We start from the raw sequence: 12,266 nt of genomic DNA on the forward strand, positions 1-12,266 counted from the left end.
TCGGTTAACTTCGAAAAAGATTTTAGGCAGCATGGGACAATCCGCATGCGGCTCGGCTAAAGCCGGATGCCCGATTTGCCCGGCGCAAGAATCCCGTTTGGATCAAGCGCTTTCTTTAGAATTTTGTTGACGTTGCGCTGCACCGGGCCGTATGTATCGGCCACCTTATCCATGAATGCCGTGTTGACGCGGTAGATTCCATATCCCTGTGCCGAAAACGTCGTCAGCAGCTCATCGAAGCACTCGTGCGCTGCCTTCACCTGCTCCGGGTTTGCCTTGTCGTACAAGACATCGACGACATGATGCATGTCGCGCATGCCGACAATGAATTCCCCGGAATAATCCAGCCCATGCTTGGCAAGAATTTGTTTGGTCAGGGTCATCTGTTTGAGCGTCTCGCTCCCGCGAGCCTGCGATACGGGCGCGAACCACATTGAGCCGCCGCCGCCGCGCCAGTTGTAGAGGGAAAATTCCTTGAGCGTCATTTCTCCGCTCATGAGCTTGGCCCGGTATTCAAACGCGGCGTCGCCTGCCGCTTCCTTCTCAGTCAATATCTTCGCCTTGCCGGATTTGCCAAACGCCTGTGTTACGATCTTCCAGTTCACGTCAATCTGTTCCTGTGTCCCATAGAGGGCCGCATACACGTTCCAGATTCCAAGATTGTGATCTTTCGTAATTTTACGAACAGCTTCATCCGGGATCGATCCAGGTCCGGTTACATAGTCGCCACGCCGCGCTTTGGTCGGGGCTTCGTACAATGCATGGGCTATGACCACAGCATTGGGAATAACACTATTGATACGCAGCGGACGGATTGTTTCCACAATCTCCACGATATCCTGCTCATCCTGGTACTGAACGACGAACGGCTTGAAAACCGGTGGCGCAGGCATGAGCCAGAAACCGAATTTGGTGACGATTCCATAGTTGGACTGGGTAAAAATTCCATCAAGATAGGGACCGTATCCCCATTTAAAAACCTGCCAGGTATTTGAGTTTGGCAGCGAGCCCATCCCGGTACGCAACACTTCGCCATTCGCCAGCACTACCTCCATTCCGCAGGCAAACATGAAATGCTCTCCATAGGGGGTATATCCGACTCCCCGGTCCAGCGTATTGCCTACCGGACCGGCAATGGCCGAGGGCGCTGGCATGGAAAGCCATAAGCCCAGCTTGTGCTCGGCGATATAGTCGTAGAGCTGTTTATAAGTGACGCCCGGTTCAACCAGGGCATAGGCCAGGTCCTTGTCGACTTCAAGAATACGATTCATGCGCTTGAGATCAAGCACCACCTGTCCGCGTTCGGCCGGTGCCGCTGAACCGTAACCCAAGTTCTTGCCGGTTGAGATGGGCCAGACAGGTACTTGGTACTTGTTGCAAATGCCCACGATCTTCTGGATCTGCTCCACCTTTGTGGCCATTATTGCCGCAGAAGGAGTGTGCCGCGAGTCCGGGACCGGCATCATGGTTTTGATGTAGGGGGCGAGTTGCTCAGCGGATACGAGCACAGCAGAATCTCCCAGTACGGCGCGAAAGGCGCTGATGGCGGCATCGAAAGTCTGTTCGGACACGCCGTGGGGCAACGCAATATATTTACTGGCCATTATTTGGTCCCCTGGCTAAATGTCTATTACGAATGAGGTGAACCGGCCTGCCTTGTCGGGCCTGCCACGCTTGACTCCGCCTGATTGGTATACATGGGCGCGCGCGGAGCAGGATTCATGACCCGCTTCGGCGCCTAGCGCGGCAGCCACTACTGCATACCCTACCGCTTCCACCCACCCGCTGGCATGCGGCTCATCGTTCTCGAAGGCGCTCCTTCGCTTTCCGGAGGCTGCTGTTTCGAGCCCTGGTTCCTGATTAACCGGAATCCATGCAGGGGTCGTGTCCCAGCCCAGCAATTGGCAGCCATCCGTTGGCGACACGCCAGCGCAATAAAGATAGGCCGGGTCGTGTCCGGATCCGGCGCCCTCGAGTCGCCAGGCTAGAAACCCGGGAGGAAATTTATTGGCCGTGCCCCGCTCTTCCGCCCCCTGAGTGGAAAAGAAATTCTCCACGATGGAAAAGCTGCGCTGGCTTTGGACGAGCCGCGCGGCGAGGATGCCGCCTGCGGCATGCGAAGGGGATGCGGCGGCCCAAACGTGCCTGAGTCCGGAAACGCGCGCGGCGCTCCCACGTACCAAAGCCTCGCCCGAAGAAGCATGAGAACCCAACGAAACCAAACCGCCGCCCGCGTTGCGCACCAGTTCGGTGAAGACCGCGGCGCTGCCATCATCCATGACTGCGATCCATCGGGTATCGCGGAACGTCTCAAGCAAGTAGGCAACTTTCTCGTATTCGTTCAGCAATCCGTCTTTAAGCTTCATCACCTCCAGCCCACTTTGTGCGCCTCTTGCATCGGTTGCGGAAGTGGCATCGTGCCCTGTAGCGGCTCGGCGGGCGTTCGCGGCAAAGGCGGTGCGAGCTCCAGCTGCGAATTCGGCGTCAGCCGCCCCGCTCCCAAGCAACAGTCGCAGTCTTCCCGGCTTGCCCGCGGAAGCGGCCGCCGTTGTTATCGGCGAGATGCCCAGCGTCAGCAGCGTGCTTCCCATCAATGCGCCTTTCATGAGATTACGTCGATACACATCCATGAGCTACTCTCCCCCGTTTGACTTCCCTTGGCAGCCTTTTCAGTTCGCCGAGATGTATTCGGCCAATTTTGTCAGAGACTCGTCGTCAATTTCTGCCGCGCGAAAAGATGGCATTGCCCGGTTTCCATTTCGTACAATAGTGCGGATATAAATGGGGGGAAGCGCACGGCCGCGAATGGCTGGCCCAACGCCCTGCTCGTGGCAATATGCACAGACCTTGGCATAGACCTCGGGCCCGTCTTTCCATACGAAGGCTCCACTGGGAGCAGGAGGAGCTGCAAATGAGGTTTTTGTCACGATTGCTGCAGCAATCGCTATCGCCATCATAAAACCACTCGCCACGGCTGCGATCGCAATTTTCCTCATATCGCTGTCCTCCGGACGGGTGAAGAATAGTGCGTGAATATATTATTCGAGGAATGGAAGTCTATGTCTTATCCATCGCTATCCGCACGCTTACATTGCAAGCGCGACATGACATCGCACCTCCAGAGCCTGCAAACCGGTACTTAACGATTCCTCTCGCGTGCCCACGCACCAACTGATCGTCGCGCGGACGGATTTCTCGGCAGATACTCTGCCTCCTGCGATTTCAATATAGCTAAGGCGAGAAATAAAGTATAGAAAGTTTATCGATGCCCCCGTTTACATACCTTAAAGTTAAGCTAGCTTCATAGTCCAGCGTAATGGGGGAAAAAATGCGTGAGATCGGTCCTTCGAAGCCACGAACAAGCTTGGCACCTTGCTCGACTGGGTCGAGAATGGGGAAGAAGTTCTCATTACCCGGCATGGGAAAGCTGCAGCCCGCCTCATCCCCGATCCCACTGGTCCGATACCAGCAAGGCAATAGCGGCTGCACAGCGCATACGTTTACGGGCTCAACCACTTAAAAGCAAGTCTTTCAACTGGCAGCTCTTGTTTCAATGTAGCAAAAGGAAGTCCTTTTACACTTCTCAATCTGGCGGAGTCACTCGAGTCGCCCTCTTGGCATACCTCGCTGATCGTTTTCCGGGCTACCAGGTTTTTACCCTCCCCGGCGGGCTGCCGGTGTGCCTACTTTCGCCGCCAAGTCCATCGCAAGCTGTCTGAGCGTTTCGTCTTCTTCCAGTCCATCCAGGAAGCGTTGGGGAATGCCAGACAGCCCGGTTTGGGCTCCGGCTAACGCTCCGGTCAGAATGGCGCGAGCCTGGTTTTGCCCTCCGCCATTCAGGGCGTGCAGCACAGCCGATTCAAAGTCGTGAGGGAAGCGGGCAGCCAAATAGTAGGCTGCGGGAAGCTGGTGGTAGATGGCGCAGGGCATGCCGTATACGAGGGACACCTTCCACGCGGGCTCTATCCGGATGGCGGGATCTGCCGCGGCAGTGGAAATATACGATGGCGTCAGCAGCGCGTCAGGTGATGCGAACCTTCCTGCACGGGGAGGATCCGGATCGCCGGGGCGGGGTGGCTGTAGATCGGAGTGAGTCACCGCGTGGAAAGGCAGTTGGCCCGTCTTCACCAATTGCATCATGGTACTGGAGAGATTCTTGTCGAGCTTGTGCCCTTGGATCAGGAGGCCGAGCACGGCCCCGTAAGCCACCGTCATCGATAGCACGACATCGTCGGTTTGGGTAAGGCGAGCATTATCGGAAATGGCGGTGGCCAGTTCGTGCGGTTGCATCGCATAGCGAACCGCCAGGGCAAGTGTTCGTTCTATGGCTTCGGTAGTATCGGCATTCCCGCCAGTTTGTCCCCATGGCAGTCCCTCCTCGACGCGCTTGCGCCAGGCGTTGCGGATGGATTGGCTGGTGTATCCGCCGGGTCCGTTCGCCGGAGTACCGTCAAGCAAGGGAAACAGCTCTTCGTCCATTCGCCTGCAGAAATCCGCTTCGTCATAACCACCTCGCTCGACGAGCGAGCGGAGCATGAGCCTGAGAATAATGCCTGCCTGCGACAACTGGCCTGCTTTCAGCCCTTCATGGTAGCGGCCGGGCTTGGGATCAGTATAAGTCGTGATCCAGTCACCGTAGTCGCGGTGAAGCTCCTCGAGGTCATAGTACCAGTGAGGTCCAACTCCAAGGGCGTCTCCGATAAAGGCGCCCATGATCGCGCCGGCGGCTCGATCTTGAATGGTGGGTTCAGCCATGGTTCTGATCCTCCTGTGGTTAAACTGGATTTCGGAACAAATAAGTTGGAAACGTACGTTTGGGCCGGACTGCACACGTCCGCTCCCAGTGGAGATGCTATCGCGAATAGACTACTAGCGGCGAACGCTCTTCAATCGCTTCGCTCCCTGCTACTGGCGGTTAAAATACGCGTATTGGCGCAATACCCGGTCCGTATTTTCTTCATCGGCTCTCAAGCCCTGGGCCCATGCACGGGAAGCCATGTCCCCCGCTACACTAGGAAATGGAGCGACATTCGCTTTCCCAAGTGAACAGGGATCTACGCGATTTACGACGGCATAATAAAATATATCTTCGAGCACTTCTGTGCGAGAGTCGGGATAGTCCGGCTTGGACACGAATAGAACATGGAAAATGAGAAGATGCCCCCCGAGCAAAGCGGCATCCGCAGCACATGACCCTGTGCGCGACGTTCTCAACGATGCGCGCTATGCGCCGTGACGAGACGAGGCGCTCCAGCGCGGCTATGCTTCAGTGATTTCGCTGCCCGGTTCGCGTGGACGGGACGGTGACGGGCGCGCTAATGATATACGCGGCGAAACCGGACGCGTTCGACGACGAGGAACGGCGGCTACTCGTCGAAACCGCGTCGGCCGTGGCTTTGGCATCTCCTCACTACGGGTGAGTCAGAAGGCGGGGGAGGCCGATGACTATCTGGCGCATGGCCAACTACGACGAGCTGACCGGTCTGCCGAACCGGTGCGGCTGCGCGAGCTTCTCGCTCAGATGATCGTCAACTGCGGCAGAGGAATAGGCCGTTCGCACTGCTAACTGAGCATTGGACGATTCACGATTTCTCACGAACGTCACCGATCGGACCGGTTGAAAAGGATTTCCCAAGAATAAAAAATGCATGTGAAAATTTTTGTAGTTATATTTTTGATTATTTCGTGGCTAGCCAGTTGTGCGACTAGTCCCTCTTCGAGCCGGTCAGGACAAAATGACGAATGTGCTTTAGCAGGAAGGGCGTTCGTCTACTCCTGCATCAGTCGGAGGTAGTTCAGGAAGTTTGCCCTGTGTCATTAATATCTTTCGCGCTGCCAGGTAGGCACCAGAAGAACGATCGAGCTAACGGCCGCAAGGCTGTAAAACGGGCTCTGGTGATATGAGGTCTGGAAGCATGGAACGGAAAAACAGAAACACGATTTTACGTATTTCTGTAAATACGAGGGGGTGAGGTCAAGCTTGGGAGGACCAAATTCTGCGCGGAAGCTCGTTCCGGGGGTAGGTAAAATCACTTGTGCTAGAGCCTCAACGAGTGCCACTTCCGCTTCAATTTCTAGTGTCCTGCTCCAACGTCACCACGGGGCGCAAATCGCCGCCTTACCGCATACGCTCGTGGAGAATAAAGTGTCAATATGGTAGCAACGAAACAAGGGCGGCCGGTCACTAGATCCTGACCTAATCTCTCGAGTTGTTGGTAGGCCCTCCAGATTCAAACTGGCGACCAGCGGATTCAAAGTCGTTCCCACGCCCGCTGCGATGCTTCAGGAGGGGCACTCATAAAAAAATACTTGCGCTCATTTCGAAAATGCCAACGGTGATTGCCGTGACAACCCCAATGCTTAATCAGTAGCAATCACTGTTCTGCTTGAGGGTTCAACCGAGTATATGTCATCTGAATAGTAGCAAGCACAGTTTTTTGACAGGAGTTACCCCCGAAGTTACTCCTCAAAATACCGCTGTCGACGTTGTACCAATCCATTTTTTAGTAATGGTAAATTTCCGTTCTCGCCACTTCCTGGTTATCCAATCTTTCTCTGAGAAGAATTTTCACACTAGGCTGGAGCAAGCATCGGAAACAGTGCACGTAACCCAGTGGCCATCATTTCTACGGCTATCGCCGCAAGGATAAATCCTCCAACGCGCTGTACTACATCCATAGTGGATTGCCGAATCTTCTTTTCCGCCTGACTAGCCATGTAAAAAGTTATCCAGCATACGATACCTACGATAAGGATAGGCACCACCACATGAATCAAATCGACATAGGTCTGCCATGCGCTGTTTCCCATGACATAGCTGAATGCGGCCGGACCGGCCAGCAGTGGTACAGCTAAAGGGACAATTGCCGCTTCTCGAACCCCGTCTTCATTAGCGATACTGGGCGATCCCTTGAAGGTTGATTCCTTCCCAAGAACCATTGCTATTGCCAGCAATAAGACAATGACTCCTCCGCCAACTTGCATCGCTCCCAGCGATATGCCGAGCAATCCTAAAATAGGCATCCCCAGAAATGTCGCCACCAGCAACGCCATGGTGACGCTCAACCCAATAGTCCTGGCAAAGCGGCCCTTGCTGCGTAGATCAAAACCCTCCGTAGCGGCGAGAAAGACGGGGATCATGGAAACAGGCCCCATCAGCACGAACAGCGTGATGGTTTTCTTGAGAGTTAAAGCCAAAATTGAAAGCATCATCTAGCGTGAATGGGTGAAATATTGTGCGCCCATACGGACGCAGAATTGGTGTTTATTCTTCTCAAAGTGGACGCTCAACATTTAATAATAACGACACCAGTAGAGGTGACAACTATCCTCAAAATGAAAGCGGCTACGGATGGCATCCGCTCAGACTGACGTTCAGCCCGGTATCAAATTGTTTTTCAAGCATGCTATAAACAGGTTTTTCAACAGAATTGACAGACAGGCAACCTTGAACTTTCCGAAGCTGAGGTTCAGAACATGTTTACCACCCCCAATTCAAAACCTGTCAAACTTGTGTTTTATACTCTTTAAGCTATAAAGAAAATCGCACGATTGTACTAAGGCCAGAACAAGATCAACAGCTTGAAGGGAAAGACCGATGAACCTGTCTGAATACATCCACGCTACCAGCCGCCCCTACAGCTCTCTTTTGAAAGAACTTACCATCTGGGGAAAGCTTTTCTCGTCAAAACAGCTCGCGTTCAACATGCAGACGCAGACTGCGTCTAACTGGTGTTGGGCTGCAGCGTCAGCAAGCGTATCTCATTTCTATTGGTGGTGGAGCACGTGGACTCAATGCCGAGTGGCGAACGGAGAGCTTGGTCATAGCGATTGCTGCAATAGCCCTGTCCCAGCCCCATGTAATGTCCCTTGGTATCTCGACAGGGCCCTCACGCGTACCAATAACTTCGTAAGCACGCTGGGGCAAGGAAGCTTTCAGCAGGTAAAAGCGGAAATCGATGCATGCAGGCCCGTAGGCGCGAGAATTGGCTGGAACGGCGGCGGAGGCCATTTCATTGTGATTCACGGTTACAGCCGCATTCTCGATCTGGAATACTTCGATATCGACGACCCGATATATGGCAAGAGTCATATGACAGTATCGGATTTTGCCAGCAACTACCAGGGAAGCGGAACCTGGACGCATACCTATTTCACCAAGAGCTATTTTAAAATGCCAATAAAATATCTGATCCCGGTAGAGCCAATTCTTCGCCGTATCTGGGAAGCCCGTCCACTATTGCAGCTGAAACAGGGAAAAATTTCGGCTTCGGAGTCGGCAGAAGCGCGGGCAAGTCGAGACGCGGCCGATGAAGAACGCGCGGCATTGGGTATGGCTCATCGCGTGTATTCGCTAGGGCTGGACTCACTACTAGGACAACGGGAGGCTGCCCCGGATCCTGTGGCGCTACGGGTTTTTGAAACTGTGGAAGGCACGCCCCAGGCCTTTTATGATGTCACTGAAGAAGCAGAACCTCGCGTTCTGCAAATGTCGGCAGCAAAGCGGCGGCTGGATTTGTTTTCCCGAGGGCTATCCGAAGTTCTTGCCACAATCGGCAAAGGGGATCAGGAAGCTGAGCTACGGGTATTTCAGGTGCCGGGACTTAATTTCGAGGCGTTATGGATTAGTTATGAAGGCGAAGGACAGGATGTGCTCATTCCATTGCATACAGTAGGCCGGTTGGCTCAATACAAGCCGGTGTTCTGGAACGAAGCCTTGGACGCGTTACGGGAAGCCGCCCGGCCGTTAGCCGATATGGATGATACGATGGGAGCTTGACAGGTTGCCGCGAACGGAGACATATCCAGAGCACGCATCCTGAAAACAAAGGGGGCGAAAAAAACGCTCCCTTTGCTGTACATAAAGTCTACTTATAAAGTCAACTGATATTCAAACTCTGCGGCGGCGCGCCAGGATGCTGATGATTCCAAGCCCGGCAAGCAGCATCGCGTAGCTTTCGGGTTCGGGCACCAGCGTCAGGAAACCGCGAATCTCGCCAGCCTGAAATGTGCTGGAATGGATGTTCGCGTAAGCGCTCCCACTATTTAACCCTGCCACCAGCGCATCGAATGCGCCCGACGCGGTGCCGCCATGGTCAGTGATGAATGACGGGTTGTAGCTGGAAGGGTCCGTCATGTCAAACGTATGATCATAAACGCCTGACGTCGTGCCCGTGGGGAAACCGGTAAATGTGGGCGTGGTGGTAGCTACACCTACGTTTCCAGCAAGAGGAGTAGCTGTGCAACAATGAATATGGGAAGCAGTATTCCCTGCAACCAGGCCGCTAAACGTTTCCTCAACCCGCATCGTGAAGTTCGTGGTATCGACCGTGACGGTCGCGGTACCGGTTGCTGGAGATTCATTCGCCGGTTCTTCCGCAGATCCCCTTAGTACGGTTGTGTATACTGACTGAGCGGCCGCTGGCAGAGCGAGCGCCGCAAATAGAAATCCTGCGACCAAAGAACTGTATTTCATGATTATCCTCCTTTATATTTAGGAATTGCCGGGACAGCAGTATTCCACTAACGAGTCATCGATGAATTATTGAACAGGACTCAATACAGGATAGTACATTTCCGAGGCGGTTTTTCAATAGACCATTTGGACACCGTGGGCACTCCCCGCTGCCGCTATGCTGCCCGTATGATCCAGGCTCATTAACGGCTTCGAAAGCGTGGCTACAGCAGCGGGGCTTCGCCGGCGCTGGCTCCATGAGTTCTCCAAAGCATATCCCCTGGACTCCGCAAAAATGCCATCTCTCGTGCGGTCTCTCGGACTGCCGTGTGGTAATAACCGCGTTCTTATTTATTGTGTGCGATTGAAATTAGGTCAAAGAATCCTTTTTCACTTCTGCTCGCAGGGGTAATATTGGCAATGATGAGCCTCACTGAGTGAAACTACCACAAAATGGAGTTGGAAATTTTCTCACGCGTGTATGTTTAAAAACCTGACCATCCGAACCCGGCTCGTTTTCATCCTGTCTATCCTGGTTGCTTTTCTGCTGGGTAGCCAGATGCTCGGTCTCTTCGGTATGAGCAATGCTATCGGTGGGCTGGAAACCGTCTACCACGATCGCGCGATTCCGCTCAAACAGGTGGGGTATATCGAATCGCTCCTGCTGCAAAACCGCTTGGCTATAACATCTGCCTTGCTTTTGCCGACCCCCGAGATCGTTGAAGAGAAAACGGCTCTCGTAGAGAAGAACATTGAAAGAATAAACCGAACGTGGGAACGGTACATGCTCACCCACCTAACCGACGAGGAGCGAAAGCTGGCTTTGAAGTTTCAAGCCGACCGTGAGATCTTTCTTCATGAGGGGATAGTTCCAGCAGCTGTCGCTCTACGGGCAAATAAAATCGGAGAAGCACACCGGCTTCTAGTCGAAAAAATTCGGCCGCTGTATAGGCCGGTCGGCGCAAGTATCGAAGCACTCGTCATGCTACAGCTCGATGAGGCTGGGCGCGAATACAACCGGGAACAGAACCGTTACTCGACTATTACCAATATTCTCGTTGCTTCAATAATCATTGCACTGCTACTGACTGTGCTGATAAGCCGGGTATTCACCCGCGCCATTTCCAAGCCGCTGGAGAATGTCGTGAAGATCGCACGAGCGGTTGCAGCCGGGAATCTGACTCAAGAAATCGACGTTCGCTCGAACGACGAAGTCGGCCAGCTTATGCAAGCCCTCAAGGAAATGCGGGACAGCCTGGTGGATACCATCGGCCAGGTCCGCGCAAGCGAGGCGCACACCCGTGCCTTGCTGAACAATATGATCGACGGCATTGCGTCGGTAAATCAATATGGCGTGATTAAAACGTTTAATCCCGCAGCGGAGCTGATTTTTGGCTATACGGCAAAGGAAATCATGGGGCAAAATATCAGCCTGCTCCTTCCCCAGCAGGAACACAGCCAGGACGGGGATGCTGAACATCTCAAAGCTTTCCTGGCGAGGCGGTCGAGAGCATTCGGCGCCCCCTCGGAAGTGGCCGGGCAGCGCAAGAATGGCGCCACGTTCCCCCTCGATCTCGCCGTGGTCGAAATGCACGCCGAGGAAGCTCACATGTTCGTCATCATCATGCGCGACATCAGCCAGCGCAAGCTCGCAGAAGAACAAAAAGCGCGTTTGATGAACGAACTGGAAAGCGCTAACGAAGAGTTGAAAAGCTTTGCCTACGTGGTGTCACATGACCTGAAGGCGCCCCTCCGCGCTATTGGCGCATTGGCCGACTGGCTTGCGACGGATTATGCGGATAAATTGGATGACCAGGGCAAGGAACACCTCCGTCTCCTTGTCAGCAGGGTTCACCGCATGGGAAATCTCATCGACGGTATTTTGCAATATTCCCGCGTGGGGCGAGTTAAAGAAGCGCCCGTGGCAATGGACGTGGGACGCGTGATTCGTGAGGTAATCGAACTCATCGCTCCACCGGAGAATGTTACCATAGAGATTGAAGCGCCCATGCCCACCATAGTAGCGGAGCCGACTCGTGTTCAGCAGATATTCCAGAATCTGCTTTCGAATGCCATAAAATATATGGACAAGCCTAGGGGCGAAATTCGCATCGCTTGCAACGACGAGGGCAACCAGTGGAAATTCAGCGTTAGTGATAATGGGCCTGGGATCGAGTCACGCCATTACGACAAGATTTTCCAGCTATTTCAGACGCTGGCGCCTCGTGATCGAATCGAAAGTACCGGGGTTGGGCTGGCTTTAGTTAAAAAAATCGTGGAAATTTACGGCGGCCGGATCTGGCTCGAATCCCGGCCGGGGGAAGGCAGCACGTTTTTCTTCACCCTGCCTAAAACCGCACCAATTCCAATCTAATATAGGAAAAGCGAAGTGAAAATAACCAACAAGCCCATTCTCCTGGTGGAAGATGATCAAGTGGATACCATGACCGTAATTCGCGCGCTCAAGGAGATTCACGTAACGAACCCGCTGGTGAACGTCGAAAACGGCGAGGAGGCGCTAGCCTACCTGCGGGATCGGGAAAGCGAAAAACCATGCATTATTTTGCTTGATCTCAACATGCCTATCATGAACGGAATCGAGTTCCTCCACGTGGTTAAACAGGATGAGCAATTCAGGCGCATTCCGGTAGTTGTGCTGACCACGTCCGAAGAGCAGCAGGACAAGTTGAACAGTTTCAACATGGGGGTAGCGGGCTATATGGCAAAGCCCGTCGATTACCGGCAATTCGTCGAAGTGATGCGTTCAATCGATGCTTATTGGACCATCAGCGAAATGCCATAACGAAAATTC

Annotated in this window: 10 protein-coding genes and 1 pseudogene; 5 read left to right on the forward strand and 6 right to left on the reverse strand. The window is 53.7% G+C overall.

Annotated features, from left to right (window positions below; translation table 11 throughout):
* Nucleotides 1-56: 56 nt before the first annotated feature.
* From C8R31_RS06545 to C8R31_RS06555, 3 genes are read right to left on the reverse strand one after another with little or no spacing between them, the layout of a single operon-like run.
* On the reverse strand, nucleotides 57-1,604 hold the full coding sequence (locus tag C8R31_RS06545; protein WP_107693229.1) for an FAD-binding oxidoreductase: 1,548 nt from the start codon (nucleotides 1,602-1,604) through the stop codon (nucleotides 57-59).
* Between the two features lie 15 nt (nucleotides 1,605-1,619).
* Nucleotides 1,620-2,630: a hypothetical protein gene (locus tag C8R31_RS06550; protein ID WP_107693230.1), complete on the reverse strand. Its 1,011-nt coding sequence runs from the start codon at nucleotides 2,628-2,630 to the stop codon at nucleotides 1,620-1,622.
* A gap of 39 nt (nucleotides 2,631-2,669) precedes the next feature.
* Entirely contained in the window at nucleotides 2,670-2,996 is a 327-nt protein-coding gene (locus tag C8R31_RS06555; protein WP_107693231.1) for a cytochrome c, read from the reverse strand.
* Between the two features lie 364 nt (nucleotides 2,997-3,360).
* On the opposite strand from C8R31_RS06555, the pseudogene C8R31_RS16745 reads away from it, so the two are divergent.
* Nucleotides 3,361-3,480 (forward strand): annotated as a pseudogene (locus C8R31_RS16745) (type II toxin-antitoxin system Phd/YefM family antitoxin); the annotation flags it as partial.
* 174 nt (nucleotides 3,481-3,654) lie between these two features.
* Here C8R31_RS16745 and C8R31_RS06565 read toward each other — a convergent pair.
* Nucleotides 3,655-4,755 (reverse strand): ADP-ribosylglycohydrolase family protein, encoded by a 1,101-nt coding sequence (locus C8R31_RS06565; RefSeq protein ID WP_107693232.1) that lies wholly within the window; start codon nucleotides 4,753-4,755, stop codon nucleotides 3,655-3,657.
* A 563-nt stretch (nucleotides 4,756-5,318) separates the two neighbouring features.
* Between C8R31_RS06565 and C8R31_RS16750 the strand changes: the two genes are divergently transcribed.
* Nucleotides 5,319-5,420: a hypothetical protein gene (locus tag C8R31_RS16750; protein WP_375136122.1), complete on the forward strand. Its 102-nt coding sequence runs from the start codon at nucleotides 5,319-5,321 to the stop codon at nucleotides 5,418-5,420.
* Nucleotides 5,421-6,573: 1,153 nt separating this feature from the next.
* Here the strand turns inward: C8R31_RS16750 and C8R31_RS06575 are convergent.
* Nucleotides 6,574-7,197 (reverse strand): MarC family protein, encoded by a 624-nt coding sequence (locus C8R31_RS06575; RefSeq protein WP_181320469.1) that lies wholly within the window; start codon nucleotides 7,195-7,197, stop codon nucleotides 6,574-6,576.
* Nucleotides 7,198-7,597: 400 nt separating this feature from the next.
* On the opposite strand from C8R31_RS06575, the gene C8R31_RS06580 reads away from it, so the two are divergent.
* Nucleotides 7,598-8,779, forward strand: a complete 1,182-nt coding sequence (locus C8R31_RS06580) for a papain-like cysteine protease family protein (RefSeq protein WP_107693235.1) — start codon at nucleotides 7,598-7,600, stop codon at nucleotides 8,777-8,779.
* Nucleotides 8,780-8,890: 111 nt separating this feature from the next.
* On the opposite strand, the gene C8R31_RS06585 is transcribed toward C8R31_RS06580, so the two are convergent.
* The gene (locus C8R31_RS06585; protein WP_181320472.1) at nucleotides 8,891-9,475 is read right to left on the reverse strand and encodes a CHRD domain-containing protein; all 585 of its coding nucleotides are present in this window, start codon (nucleotides 9,473-9,475) and stop codon (nucleotides 8,891-8,893) included.
* A gap of 460 nt (nucleotides 9,476-9,935) precedes the next feature.
* Between C8R31_RS06585 and C8R31_RS06590 the strand changes: the two genes are divergently transcribed.
* Both C8R31_RS06590 and C8R31_RS06595 read left to right on the forward strand, forming a co-directional pair.
* Entirely contained in the window at nucleotides 9,936-11,828 is a 1,893-nt protein-coding gene (locus C8R31_RS06590) for a Tar ligand binding domain-containing protein (RefSeq protein WP_107693237.1), read from the forward strand.
* 15 nt (nucleotides 11,829-11,843) lie between these two features.
* Nucleotides 11,844-12,257 (forward strand): response regulator, encoded by a 414-nt coding sequence (locus C8R31_RS06595; RefSeq protein WP_107693238.1) that lies wholly within the window; start codon nucleotides 11,844-11,846, stop codon nucleotides 12,255-12,257.
* Nucleotides 12,258-12,266: the final 9 nt, after the last annotated feature.

The sequence above is a fragment of the Nitrosospira sp. Nsp2 genome, assembly GCF_003050965.1.
In the GTDB taxonomy this organism is placed as follows: Bacteria; Pseudomonadota; Gammaproteobacteria; order Burkholderiales; family Nitrosomonadaceae; genus Nitrosospira.